Below are 20033 nucleotides of genomic sequence, written 5' to 3' on the forward strand. Positions count from 1 at the left end.
ATCAGCCCTCCTCTTTCGCCGTTTCGCGCGCTCGGATCAGCGCGCGCTGCGTGATGACAGGCCCCAGCACTTCCATGAACAGCGTCATGGCAGCCAGCGCGGCCAGCTCATCGACCAGCACAATGCCCATGTAGCGCGTCTGTTCAAGCAGCAGGATGGCGAACACCGACATCGGCGACAATGCCACCCCGATCAACGCCCCCTTGCGCCACGAAATGCCCGCCACGTGGGATAACAAGGCAACGGCAATGGTCTTGGTGGCAAAGCGCACCAGCAACAGCAAGGCCCCCAGCGAAGCGCCGAACACCACGCGCTGCCAGTCAAGCGTGGACACTGCGAACACGAACAGCAGCACCGTCAACAGTTCGCCGATCGCGCCGAAATTACGCTGCGTGCGCGTGAAGGTCACGCGGCGATGGCGCGCCATCAGGCCGAACGTCAGCGTCGCCAGCACCGGCGACAAGTCGGCCGCCTGCGTGATCGACACCAGCAGCACGACCACCATGGCAAAGGCCACGGTACCGTCGCGCGCCAACGTACCGAGGCTGCGCAACAGCGCTGGCACCAGCATGCCTGCCACCGCGCCGAGCACGGCCGAAGCAAGCAACTCGATCACGCTGCGCGACACAGCTTGCGTCAGGCTGCCTGATGTCTGGAACACCCAGAAGCCCACCACCACCTTGAACACAAACAGCGCCAGCACACAGTTCATTGCCACCAGGTGCAGCAAGCGCTCAGTCACCTGGCCCGAGCTGCGCTCCTCATTAATCACGCGCAGCACGCCAGCCGGCGAACTCGACATCGCCAAGGAAGCAAGCAGCAGCGCCGTCAACGGCGGCATCCCTTGCCAGTAAGCGATCAGGAACACTGCGCCGAATGTAAGCGCGGATTCTGCAAGGCCACTGACGGCAATCCAGGGATTGACGCGCAGCCAGCGCAGGTTGATACGGTAACCAAATTCAAACAGGATAAGGCCGAAAGCGATATTGGCGAGCAGGGCTACCTGGCTGCTGCCATCCGGCACAAGAAGATCGGGCATGGCCTGTGCAAGCAGGAAACCCACCAGGCCGTACACACTGATGCGCGGCAGATTGGTCCAACGATGAACGAACTCGCCAGCAAGCCAGGCAAGCAACATGGCGCAAGGCCATGCGAGTTCGTCAGAGATGACTAACAAATCGGTCATAAACGTACCTCCGAGCCGTACTATATTGCATTTGTGAAAAACACGTCACACTTATCTCCGTTACAATGCCATGCATGGACATGATCAGCGAACACGTTTGCCATGGTGGAGTGCAGCGCTTCTACCGCCATGAGTCGGAAGCGATTGGCTTGCCAATGCGCTTCTCCATCTTCATTCCTCCGCAGGCAGCGCAAGGGCCATTGCCCGCGCTGTTCTATCTCGCGGGGCTTACCTGCACCGAGGAGACCTTTGCCATCAAGGCCGGCGCGCAGCAGCATGCTGCGCGTGAAGGCCTGATCCTCATCGCGCCGGACACCAGTCCGCGCGGCGCCGGCATTGAAGGCGAAACGGCGAGCTGGGACATCGGCGAGGGCGCAGGCTTTTACCTCGATGCGACGCAAGCGCCGTGGTCGCAGCATTACTGCATGGAGAGCTACATCCACGAGCTGCGCCGACTGGTGATCGATGAATTGCCGGTCGATGCAAAACGCATCGGCATCTTCGGCCATTCGATGGGCGGGCATGGTGCGTTGACGCTTGCCCTGCGCAGGCCGGACCTGTTCCGCAGTGTCTCGGCCTTCGCGCCGATTGCCGCACCGGTACGCTGCCCATGGGGACAGAAGGCTTTCGCCGGCTACCTGGGACCGGATAAGGAGACCTGGCTGCAGCACGACGCCAGCGCGCTGATGGCCGTGCAGGACGAAGCGCCCTTCCCCCATGGCATCCTGATCGACCAGGGCCTGGCCGACAAGTTCCTTGAGGAGCAGTTATATCCGGGAGTGTTCGAGGATGCGTGCCGCGCCGCCGGACAACCTTTGGAGCTGCGCCGGCATGCGGGCTACGATCATGGCTACTACTTTATTTCGAGCTTCATTGGCGACCATGTGAAGATGCATAGCCGCCAGTTGAAAGAGCTTTGAAGCGAATTTACTTCGTCAGCACCTTGCGGATGGTCTCCGCCAGTTCTTCCGCCACGAATTTGGCCACGTAAGCGTCGGCGCCGACGCCTTTCACGTGGTCTTCGTTGGTCTTGCCCGACAGCGAAGAGTGGATCACCACCGGGATCCTGGAGAAGCGTGCATCCTGCTTCACAAGGCGGGTCAGCGTAAAGCCATCCATCTCCGGCATTTCCAGGTCGGTCAGCACCAGGGCCACGCGGTCTTCCACCGGGATGCCTTCGGCCTTGCAGCCTTCGGCGATGTGATTCAGCTTATCCCAGGCTTCCTTACCGGTCTTCATCATCACGAACGGCGCATGCATGGCTTCCAGGCCGCGCTCGATCAGGTTACGGGCCACGACTGAATCGTCGGCGGCCAGGATGAAGGTGCCAGGCTTCAGCGGCAGGCGGCCCACTGCGGTTTCATCGATGTCCTTGCCGTCGCTCGGGGTCAGGTTGCGCAGGATGGTTTCCACGTCCAGCACCTGTGCCAGGCGGGTGTTCTGCACGTCGCCATCGACACGCGCGATGGAGGTGACCATGCCGCCACCATGACTGCCTTCCGCGCTCAGAACCTGGCTCCAGTCCAGGCGCACGATCTCGTCCACCGATTCAACGGCAAAGGCCTGGGTGGTGCGCGCGAATTCAGTCACCAGCATGATGTTCAGGCCAGTCTTCGGCTTCACGCCGACGATGCCCGGCAGGTCCATCACAGGAATGATCTGTCCGCGCAGGTTGACCACGCCCAGCATGTGCGGCTCCGAACCCGCGACTGCAGTCACGGTCGGCATCGCGACGATCTCGCGGATCTTGAAGACGTTGATGCCGTATAGCTCGGAATTGCCGCTGGTGCCATCGACGCCCAGGCGGAACAACAGCAGCTCGAACTTGTTGGAGTTTGTGAGGTTACTACGCTCGTCAACTTCTTGTTGAACGGAATTCATCGATCGCTCCAATCTGCTTTAAATGGCATTCCCTTTGGTATGGAATGTTTCGGCAGTATACCGGCCTTTTTTTGACATCCGGGAGCGATGAGGGGCAGAAACAACAAAAAAAGGACGCGCGTTGGCGTCCTTTCAAGAATTCTGGAGCGGGAAAAGAGTCTCGAACTCTCGACCTCAACCTTGGCAAGGTTGCGCTCTACCAACTGAGCTATTCCCGCAGAGGAGGCGTTATTATGACAGCCACTGTCCTGAGTGACAAGTTCTTTTTCGTTTATCATCCTCCTATAATGGCCGCATGGATTCTATCGAGATAGTTTTGGCAATGCTGCTGGCCGTCATCGCCAGCGCCTACATGAAGCGGATGCTGCCGGCCGGCATTCCCCTCCCCCTGGTGCAGATCGGCCTTGGCGCCGGCATTGCCGCGTGGTCCGGCCATGGCATCCAGCTCGACCCGGAAATGTTCTTCCTTCTGTTCATCCCGCCGCTGCTGTTCCTCGATGGCTGGCGCATCCCCAACACGGGCCTGTTCCGTGACCGCGTCGTGATCCTGGAATTGGCGCTCGGCCTGGTGATCTTCACCGTGCTTGGCGCCGGCTACCTGATCCACTGGATGATTCCCGCCATGCCATTGCCGGTGGCGTTCGCGCTGGCGGCCATCCTGTCGCCAACCGATCCGATTGCGGTCGGCTCCATCGCTTCGCGTGCGCCGATCCCGAAACGCCTGATGCACATTCTGGAAGGCGAAGCCTTGCTGAACGATGCCAGTGGCCTGGTGTGCTTCCGCTTCGCCGTGGCTGCCGCCTTGACCGGCACCTTCTCGCTGACCACCGCATCGCTGACCTTTGTCTGGCTGGCGGCCGCCGGCATTGCCACCGGCGTGGCGGTAACCCTGGCCATCGCCTGGCTGCAAGGCCGGCTCACCATGCGCTATGGCGAGCCGGCTGGTTCGCCTATCCTGGTCAGCCTGCTGATTCCCTTTGGCGCCTACCTGGTCGCAGAGCGCCTGCACGCCTCGGGCATCCTGGCCGCCGTGGCGGCCGGCATCACCATGAGTTATGTGGAGCTGGGCGGCCAGGCGCTGGCCGCCACCCGCATCCAGCGTACCGCCGTGTGGGACACGGTGCAGTTCACGCTGAACGGCGTGATGTTCGTGCTGCTCGGCGAGCAGCTGCCCGACATCCTGCGCGGCGCCAGCGAATCGCTGGAGCAAAGCGGCCACATCAACTCATGGTGGCTGGTGCTGTATGCCTTCACCATCAGCTTCGGCCTGATTGCACTGCGCTTCGTATGGGTGTGGGCGACCCTGCGCGTGACTCTGTATCGCCGCAGCCGCCGCGCCACCGCGGCGCAAGGCGGCAAGCCGCACTGGCGCCTGTTGCTGGCGACCGCCTTGGCGGGTGCGCGTGGTGCGATCACCCTGGCAGGCGTGCTGACCTTGCCGCTGTTCCTGCCGAACGGCGATCCGTTCCCGGCACGCGACCTGACCATCCTGCTTGCCAGCTCGGTGATCCTGATTTCCCTGCTGGCCGCCAGCATCGGCTTGCCACGCCTGTTAGGCGGCATGCGTTTCCCCGAGGAGCCGGCGGAGCGCCAGCAGGAAGACATGGCGCGGCGCCAGGCAGCATCGGCCGCCATTGCCGCCATCGAGCGCGCCGAACTGGCGCTGGCCGACGCCCACCATCCGGACGTGCTGCCGCAAGCCGCGGCGCGCGTGATCGCGCTGTATGAATACCGCCTGAACGTGGCCTGGTCGGCGGAAGACCAGAACAAGGAACACTTCCGCAAACTGGACCGCGCCGAGCGCGAGCTGCGCCTGGCGGCCATGGCGGCCGAACGCCAGGCCATCTTCGAGCTGGCGCGCCACCATCACATTTCCGACGAAACGGCACGCAAGCTGGTGCGCGAGATTGACCTCGTCGAAGCACGCCACCAGAAGAAATGAACCGGCGCGCCACGCTTTCACTGGTTAGCGCCTGGCTGCTGTTCTGGGCCTTGATGGTGACTACCGCGGTGCAGGACTTCCTGCGCCAAGACGACCACGGGCCGCTGTGGCAGCCTATCCTGTGGGAGTCGTCGTCGATGGCAGTGGCCTCCCTGCTGCTTGCGCTGCAGCGGCTTTGTACCCGCCGCCATGACGTCCTGTTGGCAACGCCTTCGCGCTGGTTCGCGCGGCAGGCCCTTTGGCTACCGGTGTGGTGGATCCTTTTCACGCCGCTGGCATTCGGCATCCGGCATGGCGTCTATGCCCTGCTTGGCGCCGAATACCGGCACGAGCCCTGGGGCGAGACTTTCCTGTACGAGAACGTGAAGATCTCGGTCTTCATCATTATCTTCACCCTGATTACCTTTGGCGTATTGTCGTACCGTGCGGCGGAGCAAGCCAACGCCCAGTTGCGCACGGCCCAATTGCACCAGCTTACGCAGCAGATGCAGCCGCATTTCCTGTTCAATGCACTGAACACGATCTCTTCGCTGATGCACACCGACGTCGAACGCGCGGATACCACGCTGGTGCAGTTGGCCGACGTGCTGCGTGCGACACTGGATATCAGCGGCCAGCAGCAGGCGCCGCTATTGACCGAATTGCGGCTGCTGCGTGGTTACGCAAGGCTGATGGAAGAACGCTTTGCCGATCGCGTGCAGATCGAATGGCAGATTGATGCGGCCTGCGGCGACTGCCTGGTGCCCGTGATGAGCATGCAGCCTTTGCTGGAAAACGTGTTCAAGCACACCGTCGAGCGGCGGCGCGGGGTAACGAAGATCGCCATCAGCGCGCAACGTGATGGCGGGGTATTGCTGCTCGCAATCAGCGACGATGCGGGACGGCTGGCCGAAGGTGCCGGCGACGCCAACATTGGCGGCACGGGCGACGCTGGAGGTATCGGCGTGCGCAACTTGCGGGAACGGCTGCAGGCGCTGCATGGCGCGCAGGCAACGTTCCGGCTGATGCAGCTTGAGCCGGCCGGAGTACGGGCGGAGATGAGGCTGCCATGCGTGTCCTGATCGTTGACGACGAACGCCCGGCACGCGACAAGCTGCGCCGCATGCTGGAGCAGGAGGCAGGCGTGGCAGCAATCGACGAAGCGCGCGATGGCGTGGAAGCGCTGGAGAAAGTCGCCAGCTTCGCCCCCGATGCCATCTTCCTCGACGTACAGATGCCGGAAGTCAGCGGCCTGGAAGTAGCCGCCTCCCTGCCCCAGCCAGCACCGCTGGTGGTGTTCGCCACCGCTTTCGACGAATACGCCGTGCCGGCTTTCGATGCCAACGCCATCGACTACCTGCTGAAGCCCTTCGACGCCGCGCGCCTGCAGCGCGCCATGCAACGGCTGCGCGAACGCCTGGCCAGCCGCGCCGCCCAGGCGCAACCCGCCCCAGGCGGCCTTGCAGCCCATGGCCTGCCGCTGCAACAATTGCTGGTCAGCGAGCGCGGCGGCACCCGCGTGGTGGCAGTGGCCGACATCCAATGGCTCGAAACCGCCGACAACTATGTCGCACTGCACACGCCGCAAGGCGCGCCCCTGCTGCGTCAGACCCTGACCGACCTGCTGGAGAGCCTGGGCAGCCAATTCCTTCGCTGCCACCGCCGCGCAGCCGTCCGGCTCTCCCTGGTCGACAAGATCGACCAGGAGGGCCAACTGGTCCTGCACAACGGTACCCTGGTTCCCCTCGGCCGCAACTTCAAGGCCGCCATCCTGGAAGCCCTCGCCCATCGGCAATCCCGATAACTGGCATCGCCAATTCCCGTTTCCGTTTCACTCCGCGCGCCGCGACAATGGCGCCGTCCACAACCGAGGAGGAAATCATGGAACGGGTATTGATCGCCGGCGGCAGCTCCGGCATGGGATTGGCGCTTGCCGAGCGCCTGCTGCGCGAAGGTTGCGTGGTGACGATTGTCGGCAGATCGACGGAAAAGCTGGCAGACGCCCAGGAGAAACTGCCACAGCTCACGACTGTTGCGGCAGACATCACGCAAGAAGATCAGGTCGCCAGCCTGTTCGCGCAATGCGGCCGGTTTGATCACATCGCCTGCACCGCTGCAGACATTGGCGGCGCCTACCAGCTATTGCCGGACACCGACGTCGCAGTCATGCGCAAGGCGATGGATTCCAAGCTGCTAGGCCCGCTCCTGCTGGCCAAGTATGGCGCCCCCTTCCTGTCCGCCTCCGGCAGCATTACCTTTACTTCCGGCATCGCCTACTGCCGTCCAGCGGCGCGCGGCTCGGTGGTGGCCGCAATAAATGGCGGCCTCAACTCGCTCACCTACGCCCTGGCGATAGAACTGGCGCCGCTCCGCGTCAACGCCGTATCACCCGGCTGGGTTGATTCGCCGATCTGGGAGTTTGTCGCTGGTGACGCCAAAGCCGGCATGCTGGAAGGCATGGCAAAGAAACTACCGCTTGGCCGTGTCGGCCATGTGGACGACATAGCCGACGCCATCTGCTTCCTCATGCGAAACCGCTTCACCACCGGCAGTGTGTTGCACGTCGACGGCGGGCACCGGCTCGTGTAGCGCTGCGCGCTGCCGGAGCGTATCCTGGAACTGGCGCAAGGCAAGCGGCAGTTGCCTTGGCCGCCAGCTCATATGGATGCCAATGCGACCACCGCCTCCTTGCCACGGCAATGCGGCGATTCCAGCGTCCAGCCCAGCAACCGCCAGGCGCGGCATCAAGGCACAACCGAAGCCGGCGCGGACCATGCTCACGATCGCGCCCAGGCTGCCGTATTCGCCAGCCACTTGCGGCAACTGGTGCCCGGCGGCAGAAAAAGCGCTGTCAAACATGGCACGATAGGCACATCCCTGCGCGGTCACCAGAAAGCGTTCGGCCGCAACATGTTCTGCTCCAACGCTGGCAAACCCGCCAAGTGGGTGGCCGGCCGGCACCAGCAGGACCAGTTCGTCAGAACCGACGCATTCGCTGTGCAGGCCGCTATCATGGGGCGGCTGCGTGAACGAAAAACACAGGTCCAGCGAGCCATCCTTCACTGCTTCGCGCAGCGCGCCAGTGCCAGCCACCTGCAAATCAAGTTGCAGGCCGGGATGCTCGGCCTGGAAACCGGCCAGTATCGGCGCCAGCCAATGCGCACACAAGGTTTCCAGCGCCCCAAGCGACAGCTTGCCCCGCAACGCCGCGCAGCCAGCCACGGCAGCCTTGGCATCTGCTGCCAGCGCCAGCATGGACTCGGCATACTCGACCAGTTTTCCGCCCGCGTCGGTGAGCGCCAGCCTGCGCTGCGAGCGTTCGAACAGCGCCACGCCCAAGTCCGCTTCAAGCGCCTGGATCTGCTCGGTCACGCTGGACTGCGCGAGATGGACCTTCTGCCCAGCCTTGGTGAAGCTGAGCGTGGACGCCACCGCCAGGAAAGTTCGTAGATGTTTGAGCTGCATGCTGCGCATTATCGCCGAGATCCCGCAAAAAAAAATCGTTTGAACTTTTGGTAGGTCTGCCTGTCCATAGCGGACTAACCAGGGAGACCATCATGCCAAAACAAAAACTGCTTGCAACTTTGCTGCACATCTCCGACCTGCATATCGGTAGCCTTGATCCAAACACAGGCGATGCCACCATCAGCCCGGCGGTACAATTCGGGCTGGATAATTTTCCGATATTCGATGGACTCCTCGGGCACCACGCCACAGCCTTGCGTGCCCTTGCCGAGTTCGTTGAGGACTTGCGCGCGAGCGACGAAAAATTCCAGATTCTGGTCACGGGCGACCTGAGTCGCAACGGCGATGCACATGAACTTGCGCTGGCGCGCCGGTTTTTCGAGAGCGAAATCGACATCCTTCCACCCAACGGCGATTATGTAGGCCTGCATGCCGCTGGAAAAGTCATCACAATTCCCGGGAATCACGATCACTGGGCTGGCATATCGGTGCCGATTGGCGCAACGCCTTCCAACTTTTACCACTACTTCATTCGCTCGCTGCCCGCCACGCGCAGCCTCCCGCTAGGAAATCACGGCCATGAGCTGACCTTGATTGAACTTGATTCGGATGCCGACGTGCGCCCCAATTCCATCCAGCGCTCCTACGCGCGAGGAAGCTTCTGCTCGCAATTACAACTACTTGACGCCATGCTTGAACCGCGCAAGATACGTGAAGTCCGCGTAATGATCATCCACCACGCACGGACATGGACGGGTTTCAGCCTGGCCATGTCCCACGCTACAAAGTACGCCCTGGATCACTTCCTGCAACAGCACGAAATTGCCGTGATCCTGTGCGGCCACACGCACAAAACCGCAGTGCGGCGCCACTATGCCGGCGCCAGGGAATGCTGGGAATGCGGGGCGGGTTCAACGACACAATTTGACGCTGTGCCCCGCAAATGGAGAGTCAGGCTGCGCAAACCTGACAGCGTCAACCTCGAGCCGAATGCACTGATGCTCCATCGAATCTTCGATACGGATGGCCGGCTCGATTGGGTTACGACGACTTACCATCGTTCAGCAATGGGCTTCGCTAGCGCTCATCCCCCGCGCGAGTTCACGCTGCAATAACGTCGACCCGTGTGCGAGGTCGCGCTGGTTGGCGCACCAGCGCTGCACCAGTGCGTCCTTCTTAAGAAACCCTTCCGGGCGCGCCGTTTGCGGCAATTTGGAAAACGTATTCGCGCCCAGATAATAATATCCGCCAACCAGGAGAGGCGAAGCTTGCAGCATGCAAAACAGGCTACGCACAAGCACCGGCGCCTGCTCCAGTTCCAGGTCAAGCGTGCCAGCAACACTTCCGTTCAATAGGGCGCGGCTGATCGCTACGCTCTTGCCTTTTTGCTTGACGACGATGTCAGGGTCCGCGTTTTTGCGGGCTATCGCTCCGTCTCCGGCGCGACGCAGGGCGCGATTGAACAGCAATTCCATTTCATGCAAAGCCTCGAACACCATGCCGGGTGTCAGGCCGTATTTCAACAGGCGTTCGCCGGCAGGATCGCCACTTCTGCAGGATGCGTGATGCTCGCGCAAATGGGGCTGCAGGTCAGGCGGCAGCTTGGCGCCGCCCATGAGCGCAAGCTCCCATTCGCCTTGCCCGGACGGTGGACGCATTTCATCGAGTTTCTCAAGCAACGCGGACCAGGCATCCGCGATCACCTGTTGCTCGGCATAGAGCAAGGCGGCAACCGAGGGCTGGAGTTCGTCGATTTCGGCATTCGCCGATTCACCGCTGCTCAACGCTGCATACACGGTTGCAAGCCATTCTGGACGTTCGGCCAGTGCGGCGCATTCACGGTCATCGAGCAACAAGTCTTCCTGTTCCAGCGCCAGGCGGATCTGCTGCGCATGCGTGCGCAAGTTCTCCAGTGCGACGCGATCGTCAAATGCGTTGAGTGCTTTCCTGAGTATATCGAGTTCCGGCATGATTTTTCTCCCCTGGCGATCAGGCTGCCCGGTACGGCGTACTGAATTCAGCAGTGCTTGCGCAAAGCGTGCCTTGGCCTGGTTCACCTGTTCGGTTGACATTCCGAGTTCGGCGGCCACGGTGCGTGGCGTCTGGTCCATTACCCAAACCCGGTGAGCGATGTCGGCATCGGTCGAATGCGGCCGAGCCTCTAACAATTGCAACGCGACCCGGCTCACCGTTGCAGCCAGTTGGTCGCGCAAGCGATAGCGCGTGAGGTGGTGTTTCTCTGCGAGTTCGCGCTCGCCCGGCGCATAGTCAGACAGGAAATCAGCCAGCAGGGCCTGCTCGGCCACGGGCAATTGCCCGATAGCCGCCTTGAGCTGGGCGATCTGCTGCTTCATTTCGGCTGCCTCCGGCGGCAAAGGGTCGGCCGCGGCCAAGTCGAGGCATTCTTCGATATCGACGGCACGCGAACGCAGCCGGTGCAGTTTCAACTGCCGGCGTCGGCCAAAGCGGTAAAAAGCGGTGGCGAGGTAGGGGGCGAAATCGCCCTTGGCCGCGTCAAAGCGGCTGTTGAGAGCATCCCATTCAAGGAAGAAGTCATGGATCAGGTCACGCGCGTCGTGGGGCTGGATGTGATAGCCATCTCTTACCAGCTTGCTCAGCACGCGCCACAGCAGAGGCTCGTACTCGAGGAATTCCTTGGGGGACGCCAACGCACTCATCAATATCTCCAATCGGGGCACTCAATACAGTGATATTGCACGGCGCTGGCCAACTGGTTGAAATCTGCGTCAATAAATACGTTCGCCCCGGCCAAATGCTGTTCGCCACTTATTGCTGGCCTGGCAAGTTCGGTGTCCGTAAGCTGGATTCATTACCAACCCAGCTTGACAAACCATCATGCAAAACCAACGCCTGTATTTCCTCGACTGGCTGCGCATCGGCGCATTCTTCCTGCTCGTGCTGTACCACACCGGCATGTATTACGTGACCTGGGACTGGCACGTCAAAGCGCCCCACCCCAGCGACGCCATCGAGCCCCTGATGCTGCTGTCTTCGCCCTGGCGCATGTGCCTGCTATTCCTGATCGGCGGCGCGGCCGCCGCCTTCCTGCTCGACAAGCTGGGCGGCAAGGGCCTGGCCAAGGAGCGCAGCAAACGCCTGCTGGTTCCGCTCATTTTCGGTATGTTTTTCATCGTACCGCCCCAATCCTACTTTGAAGTGGTATCGGACGTCGCCTACCAGGGCAGCTATATCGACTTCATGCAGCTTTACGTGCGCGCCTACCACGGCTTCTGCGACCGTAATGGCTGCCTCGACCTGCCGACCTGGAACCACCTTTGGTTCCTGCCCTATTTGTGGATCTACACACTGCTGCTGGCCGCCATCGGCAGCCTGCGCATCCAGGCCATGGGGGCCTGGATGCTGCGCCACCTGCCTGGCTGGAAGCTGTTCGTGCTGCCGGCGGCCTTCCTGGCAGCCGGCCGCATCCTCCTGCTTCCTCACTGGCCACACACCCATAACCTGACGTCCGACTGGCATAACCACGCGATGAGCCTGCCTTATTTCCTGCTGGGAGCCGCCATGGCCCGCCGCGGCGAATTCTGGCAGCGCCTGGAAAGCGTCCGCTTTGCCGCGCTGGGCTTCTTCCTCGCGAGCTGGGCTTCCATCATCTTCTTTTATGCAACGGGCGACACGTTTAAGGATTGGCTGCCGCTGGCGCGCACCGTGTACGCCCTTTGCCAGTGGAGCGGCATCGCCGCCGTGTGCGGTTTCGGCCACCGCCACCTGAACTTCGACAGCGCCAAGCGCCGCTACCTGACGCAAGCCGTGTTCCCGGTCTATATCCTGCACCAGACCCTGATCGTCTGCCTGGCCATGGCTTTCCGCGCGGCCAGCCTGCCGCCGGTGACGGAAGGCGCGCTGATCGTGGTGCTGACGCTTGCCATCAGCTTTGGCGTATTCGAAGTCGTGCGCCGCGTGCCGCTGCTGCAGCCACTGTTCGGTCTAAGCGGCAGCGGTTCGCAGCTCAAAATGGAACAAGAGTCGAAAGCGATTATTTGCTAGCCGTGCCCTAGCTCTTGCATGTCACGTCTTTTAACTTAAACGCACGGCACAGGGCTATCGATGGCAACCTAGAGCGATAACCGGCGTTTCAACTTTGCTTCGAAATGCTCGAATGCCCGCGATAGTACTTAGGGGAAGCGAGTTTAAGTCGACTGCCTTTTGCCGAAGATCAACGTCGGCAGAGGTTACACGTGCAACGATAGACATCTGCATCGTTTGGAGATTGCAGCACCTGCTGACGGCGCTGGCTACCGCCGGCGAGTTCGATGCTATCGAAAAAGTGCGTGAGCATAAGCCGCATGGACTAAGGGTGAGATCATGGCGACGCAACTTTCAGTCGAGTTCAACCTAAGCGGGACTAAAGCCACTGGGTTCGCTACGCCGCGAGAAGACAAGACTCCCCAAGTGATGAGGGTTCCGCCAAGGCGCATTATCCCAGTGGTATTTTTGCCCGGAATTATGGGATCGAATCTTCGGGTAAGCAGCCAACGACAAAAAGAATTGAAACTGTCCAATAACGCGGTCTGGCGCCCGGATAAAGTAAAAGAGGTCGGTTCCTTATTGTGCAGCGGCCCAAGCAGAAGGCAGCGTTTGTTGGATCAAGCCACTACTGAAGTTGATACTTACGACCCTGACCATAACTCCACTGGCAATGCCGACGAGACTTCCGACCAACGCAACAGCAAAGTAGTGGACATTGACGTTACCCTGCCTTACGAATCGGGGTCACCGCGATTGATAGGCGACCCCCTTCACGGCTGTCATCGCTTATCTATTGAAGAAAGGGCCCGCCATCGTGGATGGGGAGAAGTATTCTTCTCTAGCTACAGGCAATTGCTTGAAACCCTCGAAGAACGGCTAAATAGTCAATACGATTCGAGTCACTTGAGCGAATTGGCAGGAATCGATCCAACTGTATGGCAGGCGCATCCAGAGCCAAGGCTGCGAGCCCTGTCGGAGGAAGACATTCGTAAAGCCCTTAACGGACAGTACCTCCCAGTCCATGCGATGGGATACAACTGGCTCCAATCCAATTACGATTCGGCCAAGACTATAAGTACCCGTATCGAGAAACTTATTGAGGACTATCAACGGTGCGGGTTCCTTTGCGAGAAGGTAATCATTCTCACCCACTCTATGGGAGGGCTGGTTGCGCGTGCGTTGGCTCATCCAAAAATCGGCAATATGAGCGACAAGATTCTTGGCGTTGTTCATGGGGTGCTTCCGGCGGTGGGTGCTCCCGCCGCATACAAGCGCATGCGATGCGGATTTGAGGAGAAGAAGGCGGGCCTTGACCCAGTTCCAAAAATCATCGGCAACAAGGGCAGCGAAGTAACGGCGGTGTTAGGAAATTCGCCAGGGGGCCTTCAGCTTCTTCCTTGCAGTGCATATGGAAACGGCTGGCTGCAAATCCGCCATAACGGAATATTGTTTGACTCACTTCCGAAGCACGGTGACCCCTACGAAGAAATTTACAAACTACGCGATCATTGGTACGGACTATTGCGCGAAGAGTGGTTGAACCCTGCCGAACAAGCCGACGCCACCTTCAAAAGAGCATGCGGTTTTCTTAATGAAGCGCGCGATTTCCACGAGCTGCTTGGAGACTTCTATCACCCGCGCACATATGGGCATTACGGCGCTGACCCGAGCCAACCATCGTGGGAGTCCGTCGTTTGGGAAATTAGTCGTGATTACGTTGGTCGGCGCTGGCGCGAGCTTAGGATCATGGAGGACGACGATCAGGGTGGACTCAAGGCTAGAGAAACGTTGGAGGGTCGCCATCTCGATACCAAGATAAAGCTTGGTCCATCCCACGGTGCTGGCGACCAGACGGTGCCTCTACGTTCGGCAGAACATCAACTATTAATAGGCGGTTTGAAAGGCGTATTTCGCCAGACTGGTTATGAGCACCAGGAGAGCTACAAGAATCAACTCGCGCTGAACAGCACGCTGTATTGCGTTATAAAGATAGCCGGGAAGATGTGGTGGGTAAATGACGACAAGTAAAGCGCTTGGTCGCTCGATGCTTTTAGCCTCGTTGGTCGCCATTTCGACTTTGCTTTCCATTGAGAAGAAGGGAAACGCGATGAAATCCTCGCCGACCAATAGAATGACCGAATTGTTCGAAACCACAAAGACCATTTGTATTGGGAGATTCGTACTCGATGTCCCAGCGGAATCTGAGGTCATCTTCGGCCCCGCTAGATTGCCTTATCTCATTGAGCTGCGGTCGAATGCGGTAAGCGATTTTGACGAAGTTATCGCAGGGCGGTTGAAGGAAATTACACTAAACGATTTTCCTCGTGCACGCGGCCCATTGATAAAGCCTGATTCGATGTTCGGAAAAGTCATCAACGGCGCCGTTAATAACCAAAGAATAGTCTTCGGTGCAAGCAAGGGTATCGGTTCCTTCTACTCCATTGAATCCATCCAGATGGTAGGGCATAGTCTATACGTCCAGAGCACAATGGCGTATGGCGACGACTACCGCGAGTCAATCGCCCAGCTCAATGCCGTTGCGCCTCTTTTACAGCCTCGACGCGACGACGAAGTTCCGACAGTACCGGGCGTGTGCCTTGAGGGAGCATTCATCAACGAGCCGGGGACGCCAATTTACGAGGCTGTTTCGTTGGGTGTTAGGCTTCGCAAATACCCAGACGTCCATCTTTCCCTCGAAATGACTAAGAAGTTCCTCAAGGTTGAAGGTGACTCGCTGGAAGCTCGGGCCAATGAGGCGGAGAAAGATGCCAGACGATCTGGGGCAGGAAGTTGGTATGACCGAGTGAAAGTGTTTCGCCGTGGAGAGCGGAAAATCGGTCAATGGTCGGGCTCGGAATATCTGGCAAGGAAGCCAGCGATTGGCCAAGTGCACGATTCGCATGAGTTTGCATATTTCTCCCACGGGGAATCCGGAAATCCTATGGTACCGGCCTTGGATATTGAACTCGACACCGGGGTGAAGAACAACAAGGTTGGCGGCATGCAAACCAGCATTACTGATGACGAGGCAATTTACTTGTGGGACAAGATAACTTCGTCCCTCAGGCCAAGGCCGACGTCAGGGGGACATGCCAGAAAATGATGACTTTCTGTGCCGATGTCAAAGTCAACGTCAACCATGCCATGCAAGCGTTCCAAGTCGATCTGGGCCATGATGTCTGCCTGCTCCGCTGGAATTTGGCCAGTGGCGGCAATTTCGCGCTATGTCCGCCGCAACGGAAGGATCAGTTCAGCACCTTGCGTGAGCGCTTGGCGCGGTACATCTCGGCATCGGCAATCGCGAGGGCTTCCTCCAGGTCGATGCCGGGCTTGCGCATCGCCATGCCGATCGAGGCCCGCACGTCGTAGCCGGCCAGCGTTTCCTGCACCCGCAGCAGCATGGCCTGGGCGTCGAAATAATCGCATTCGACCATCAGCATCGCAAACTCGTCGCCGCCCATGCGCGCCACCACGTCCGAACCACGCGTGACTTCCTTCAGGGCCTTGCTGCAACGGATCAGCAAGGCATCGCCCGAGGCATAACCCTGGGTATCGTTATAAAACCTGAGGTCATCCAGGTCGATCGACACCACGCAGGCCGGGTGGCCATAACGGCGGCAACGCTCATCCTCGCGCACCATCAGCATGTCCCAGCCGCGACGGTTATACAGGCCGGTCAGTTCATCGCGGGTAATGTCCACGTCCATCCGCTCAGCCTTGCGCGCCGCTTCGGTGCTGGCCAGTTCTGCTTCCAGCAAGCCGCCCAGCAGCTCGCCCATCAGTACCACCATGTCCTTGTCTTCGCGGATGCGCTCCGGTTGCGGCTCGGGATCGATGGCGCACAGGGTGCCGAACAGGGTGCCGTCGGCCCGCCGCAGCGGTACGCCCACATAGGCGCCTACGGTGATCTTGTCGGTGATCGGGGCCTGTGCATAGGCCGGCTCGCTTGCCACATCGGGCGCAATGTGCGGCCCCTGGCCTTCCACCATGCGTGAACACAAGGTTTCCGCCCAACTATAAACCTGGCCTGCCTTGACGCCATAGCCATGGTCGTCGGCGAACAGCACGATCCAGTCTTTCCCGTCGGTACGAGTGACCATCCACAATTTGAAGCCCAGGCGCTGCCGAAGGAATTGCATGGTGGCCTTGGAAGCGGCCGCAAAATCGTTCATCATTGCTTGCCTCATCAATAGCTGGTTCCGGCTCGGAGTCGAAATGTCATTATGCACCGGTCGGAGTAGACTTGACAGCGCTAATTTACCTGGAGATCGACAGATGACCCGCCTGACCGCCAAGGATTTTGAACCGGAAGTATTGGAGCTGTTCGACAAATATGTGCACGGCCAGTTGAGCCGCCGCGATTTCATTGCCTCGGCCACGCGCCATGCAGTGGCCGGCGCTACCGGCGCCAGCCTGCTGGCCACCCTGGCGCCCAGCTTCGCCGCCCCGCTGGTGGCGGCCGACGACAAGCGCCTCAAGGCCGGCTACCTTGAATATCCGTCGCCGCAAGGCTACGGCAAGCTGCGTGGCTACCTGGTGCAGCCGGCCGCAGCCAAGGGCAAGCTGCCTGCCGTGCTGGTGGTGCATGAGAACCGCGGCCTGAATCCGCATATCGAGGACATCACGCGGCGCCTGGCGCTGGACGGTTTCCTGGTTTTTGCCCCGGATGCCCTGTTCCCGCTGGGCGGCTATCCCGGCGACGAAGACAAGGCGCGCGAACTGTTTGCCAAGCTCGACCAGGCCAAGACCCGCGCCGACTTCCTGGCTGCCGAGCAAATCCTCAAGGCGCATCCGGCGGCCAATGGCAAGGTCGGCGTGGTGGGCTTCTGCTATGGCGGCGGCATGGCCAACTACCTGGCCACCATGGTGCCGGGGCTGGCAGCAGCAGTTCCCTTCTACGGCGCCCAGCCTCCAGCCGCCGATGTGCCGAAGATCAAGGCCCCATTGCTGGTCCACGACGCCGGCAACGATGCCCGCATTCTGGCTGGCTGGCCAGCTTACGAAGCGGCGTTGAAGGCGGCCGGTACCCGCTACGAGCACTTCGTCTACCCCGGCGTCGAGCACGGCTTCAATAACGACACCACGCCGCGCTACGACGAAGCCGCTGCCAAGCTGGCCTGGCAGCGCACGGTGGACTTCCTGCGCCAGCACCTCGCTACTTCGTAAACGTCAGCGTATATGCCGCTGCTCCGGGCAGCAGCGGCGTGGCCTTGCCGGCTACCCAATCGGCATGGCCGGCAAGGAAGAATGGCGACAAGGGGTGGCCGCTCTGGCCGCCCGGCATATTGAACAGGCCCTGCTCCTCGCGCCCCGGCGACACCGTCATGCGCTCGGACTGGCCGAACGCCGGCCCCGCCACGCGCGGCATATTGCTGTCGCCCGGAAGCTGGTCGGGTGGCACGCTAAGCCACTTCTTCAGCATCGGCATCGCGCCGGCTATCGGGTGCGCAATCGTGGCGGTGTTGCGCACGCCCCAGGTGGCGGAAGCCAGCGGCTTGCCGCCCGCCGTCAGGTGTTCGATGGTACGGTCCAGCGCGGCAAGTTGCAGCGCCTTCCAGTTTGCGTAACCCTGCGGCAGCCAGCCGCCCGGCTGTTCGTCCAGCAGGCGCCCCAGCACCACCGGCCAGCGGCTGGATGCGGCGCGCATATTGGCATCCTTGTTCAACTTGGCCAGCTCGATATTGGCGCCGCCATACAGCAGCTCATACAGCGACCACATAAAGGCACGGCTGGCGCGGTAGGACACCGAATCCACGCTGGCATGGCCATTCCAGTTGTCTTTCAACAGGCGCGCCAGCTCGGTGCGCTGCGGCTTGCCTTTCACCGCTTCGGCATCCAGCACGGCCAGCGCGCGCTCGCGCCATTGGGCGATGAACAGTGCCCGGTCGTCCAGCGTCACACTGTAGACGCCCTTCTCGTCGGTCTTGTCGCCCAAGGCGGACAGCGCATCGCGCGCCTGCCTGGTGCGCGCGCCCAAATCGAAACCGCCGTCGCCCAGCTTGACGGAGTCTGCGCCCAACAGCTGGCGGCTGTTGGCTGTCACCAGCTGGCCATTCTCCGGATTGCGCACCGAAGGATAGGCGGCGGCCGGCAGCAAGCCTTGCCAGCCGCGCGTGCTGCCGTTGGCCGACAGCGGGTAGCTGGAATCGACCGGCGTGGCAGGCCGCTGCGGCAGCGGGCCGACAATGGTCCAGCCGATATTGCCATTGCTGTCGCCCGCCACCAGGTTTTGCGCCGGCATGCCGACTTTCGGCGCCAGCGCCAGCGCTTCGGCGACGCTGTCCACTTCTTCCATATGGCGGATCGCCAGGTTGACGGCTTTCACATCGTGCGCCACCCAGTGCACCGCATATTCGCGGCCGCCGGACTGCATGATCGGGCCCAGCGAGGTCTCGCGCACTTGCATGGTGACGGCCGGCTGGCCTTTGACCAGGATGGTCTCGTCATGTACCACCGGCGTTTCCCAGCCGCCCGGCAGCTTGGCCTGGCCGGGGCGGTCCTTGGCCGAACCGACTTCCACCAGGTCGACGTAGTCGCCATAACTGTTGGTGAAGCCCCAGGCCACATTGCCATTGCTGCCCGCCACCACGGCCGGCACACCCGGAATGCTGACGCCGACGACGCGGCGCGTGCTGCCATGTTGTGCCGGCACTTGCAGCAACAGTCGATACCAGGTGTTGGCCAGCTTGATTCCCAGGTGCATATCGTCCGACACAATGGCACCGCCGGTGCTGCTGCGCTTGCCGGACACTGCCCAGTTATTGCTGCCTACGCCATCGACGAAAGCCGCAGCGGCCAGCGTGGCGGGTTCCTGGGCCACGCCCTTGCCCCACCAGTCCGGCGCGCGCGCCGGGATCGGCGCATCCGGCGGCGGCGGGCTGGCGGCATCCAGCGGCGCATCCCATTGGGTGCTGGCCGGCAGCAGGAAAGCCAGTTGCTCGGCGTTGGCGTGCTCCTTCAGCCAGCCACGGGCCAACTCGCGGCCGATGCCCGTCACTTGCAGGTCGATATACATTGCCCAGGCCACCAGGAAGGAGTCTTCCAGCGCCCAGGCGCGCGGGCCGGCGCCCACCAGGCCATATTCGAAAGGACGATTGCCAAGCGCATTCAAGCCATCGTTGACGCCTGCCGTGTAGCGCTCCAGCAGTTGGCGGTCGGGCGCCGGCATGGCCTCGATCGCCTGCGTAGCGCGGGCACGGAAGCGGTGCAGGCGGTTGATGCGGTCCGTCGCCAGCGCCTTGTCGCCAAACAGTTCGGACAGTTCGCCGGCCGGCATGCGGCGCAGCAGGTCCATCTGGAAGAAGCGGTCCTGGGCATGTACGAAGCCGGTCGCGTAGGCCACGTCGTTGCGGTCGCCGCCGGAGATGGAAGGAACGCCCTTGTCGTCGCGGGTCACCGTCACGTTGCCGGCAAGTCCGGCGGCAGTGCGCCGGCCATCGAGCTGGGCCAGGCTGCCACGCAAGAAGAACCAGAGCCCCAGCACCAGGACCAGCAGCAGCACCAATATTGCGAGGACAAGACGTTTCAGCCATAACTTCGCCATCGGCAAACCCCATTGTTATATTGTTGCTTCAA

Annotated in this window: 16 protein-coding genes and 1 tRNA gene; 10 read left to right on the forward strand and 7 right to left on the reverse strand. The window is 61.1% G+C overall.

Annotated elements, in window-relative coordinates:
- Position 1: 1 nt before the first annotated feature.
- Positions 2-1186, reverse strand: a complete 1185-nt coding sequence (locus tag ASD58_RS19955; RefSeq protein ID WP_057262951.1) for a cation:proton antiporter — start codon at positions 1184-1186, stop codon at positions 2-4.
- Positions 1187-1260: 74 nt separating this feature from the next.
- Between ASD58_RS19955 and fghA the strand changes: the two genes are divergently transcribed.
- Positions 1261-2106 carry an S-formylglutathione hydrolase gene (gene fghA, locus ASD58_RS19960; RefSeq protein ID WP_057262952.1) on the forward strand — a complete coding sequence of 282 codons (846 nt, stop codon included), beginning with the start codon at positions 1261-1263 and terminating at the stop codon, positions 2104-2106.
- Positions 2107-2113: 7 nt separating this feature from the next.
- On the opposite strand, the gene ASD58_RS19965 is transcribed toward fghA, so the two are convergent.
- A complete protein-coding gene (locus ASD58_RS19965) occupies positions 2114-3067 on the reverse strand; it encodes a chemotaxis protein (protein ID WP_057262953.1) in 954 nt (317 codons plus the stop codon).
- Positions 3068-3209: 142 nt separating this feature from the next.
- Positions 3210-3285 (reverse strand) — tRNA-Gly (locus tag ASD58_RS19970).
- Between the two features lie 77 nt (positions 3286-3362).
- Between ASD58_RS19970 and ASD58_RS19975 the strand changes: the two genes are divergently transcribed.
- The 4 genes from ASD58_RS19975 (at position 3363) to ASD58_RS19990 (ending at position 7577) form a co-directional block, all read left to right on the forward strand.
- Complete coding sequence (locus tag ASD58_RS19975; RefSeq protein ID WP_057262954.1) at positions 3363-5009, forward strand: Na+/H+ antiporter; 1647 nt, start codon at positions 3363-3365, stop codon at positions 5007-5009.
- Positions 5006-6070 carry a sensor histidine kinase gene (locus ASD58_RS19980; RefSeq protein ID WP_057262955.1) on the forward strand — a complete coding sequence of 355 codons (1065 nt, stop codon included), beginning with the start codon at positions 5006-5008 and terminating at the stop codon, positions 6068-6070. The genes ASD58_RS19975 and ASD58_RS19980 overlap by 4 nt, the downstream gene beginning before the upstream one ends.
- A complete protein-coding gene (locus tag ASD58_RS19985; protein ID WP_057262956.1) occupies positions 6058-6792 on the forward strand; it encodes a LytTR family DNA-binding domain-containing protein in 735 nt (244 codons plus the stop codon). The genes ASD58_RS19980 and ASD58_RS19985 overlap by 13 nt, the downstream gene beginning before the upstream one ends.
- 77 nt (positions 6793-6869) lie before the next feature.
- Positions 6870-7577 (forward strand): SDR family oxidoreductase, encoded by a 708-nt coding sequence (locus tag ASD58_RS19990; RefSeq protein WP_057262957.1) that lies wholly within the window; start codon positions 6870-6872, stop codon positions 7575-7577.
- On the opposite strand, the gene ASD58_RS30660 is transcribed toward ASD58_RS19990, so the two are convergent.
- Positions 7458-8453 carry a LysR family transcriptional regulator gene (locus ASD58_RS30660; protein ID WP_162253039.1) on the reverse strand — a complete coding sequence of 332 codons (996 nt, stop codon included), beginning with the start codon at positions 8451-8453 and terminating at the stop codon, positions 7458-7460. The two genes, ASD58_RS19990 and ASD58_RS30660, sit on opposite strands and share 120 nt — an antisense overlap.
- A 92-nt stretch (positions 8454-8545) precedes the next feature.
- Here ASD58_RS30660 and ASD58_RS30665 point away from each other — a divergent pair, with 92 nt between their 5' ends.
- Positions 8546-9568, forward strand: a complete 1023-nt coding sequence (locus ASD58_RS30665; RefSeq protein WP_082565545.1) for a metallophosphoesterase — start codon at positions 8546-8548, stop codon at positions 9566-9568.
- Here the strand turns inward: ASD58_RS30665 and ASD58_RS20005 are convergent.
- Entirely contained in the window at positions 9515-11131 is a 1617-nt protein-coding gene (locus tag ASD58_RS20005) for a sigma-70 family RNA polymerase sigma factor (RefSeq protein WP_057262960.1), read from the reverse strand. The genes ASD58_RS30665 and ASD58_RS20005 overlap by 54 nt on opposite strands.
- A 178-nt stretch (positions 11132-11309) precedes the next feature.
- Here ASD58_RS20005 and ASD58_RS20010 point away from each other — a divergent pair, with 178 nt between their 5' ends.
- From ASD58_RS20010 to ASD58_RS20020, 3 genes are all read left to right on the forward strand, one after another.
- The gene (locus ASD58_RS20010; protein ID WP_156401380.1) at positions 11310-12476 is read left to right on the forward strand and encodes an acyltransferase family protein; all 1167 of its coding nucleotides are present in this window, start codon (positions 11310-11312) and stop codon (positions 12474-12476) included.
- 318 nt (positions 12477-12794) lie between these two features.
- Entirely contained in the window at positions 12795-14486 is a 1692-nt protein-coding gene (locus ASD58_RS20015) for a triacylglycerol lipase (protein WP_057262962.1), read from the forward strand.
- Positions 14473-15561, forward strand: a complete 1089-nt coding sequence (locus ASD58_RS20020; RefSeq protein ID WP_057262963.1) for a T6SS immunity protein Tli4 family protein — start codon at positions 14473-14475, stop codon at positions 15559-15561. Before ASD58_RS20015 ends, ASD58_RS20020 begins: the two co-directional genes overlap by 14 nt.
- 142 nt (positions 15562-15703) lie before the next feature.
- On the opposite strand, the gene ASD58_RS20025 is transcribed toward ASD58_RS20020, so the two are convergent.
- Complete coding sequence (locus ASD58_RS20025; RefSeq protein ID WP_200951636.1) at positions 15704-16633, reverse strand: sensor domain-containing diguanylate cyclase; 930 nt, start codon at positions 16631-16633, stop codon at positions 15704-15706.
- A gap of 100 nt (positions 16634-16733) precedes the next feature.
- Between ASD58_RS20025 and ASD58_RS20030 the strand changes: the two genes are divergently transcribed.
- Positions 16734-17624, forward strand: a complete 891-nt coding sequence (locus ASD58_RS20030; protein ID WP_057262965.1) for a dienelactone hydrolase family protein — start codon at positions 16734-16736, stop codon at positions 17622-17624.
- Here ASD58_RS20030 and ASD58_RS20035 read toward each other — a convergent pair.
- Positions 17614-20001 (reverse strand): penicillin acylase family protein, encoded by a 2388-nt coding sequence (locus tag ASD58_RS20035; RefSeq protein WP_057262966.1) that lies wholly within the window; start codon positions 19999-20001, stop codon positions 17614-17616. The genes ASD58_RS20030 and ASD58_RS20035 overlap by 11 nt on opposite strands.
- Between the last annotated feature and the right edge of the window lie 32 nt (positions 20002-20033).

The organism is Duganella sp. Root1480D1, from assembly GCF_001427305.1.
GTDB lineage: Bacteria > Pseudomonadota > Gammaproteobacteria > Burkholderiales > Burkholderiaceae_D > Rugamonas.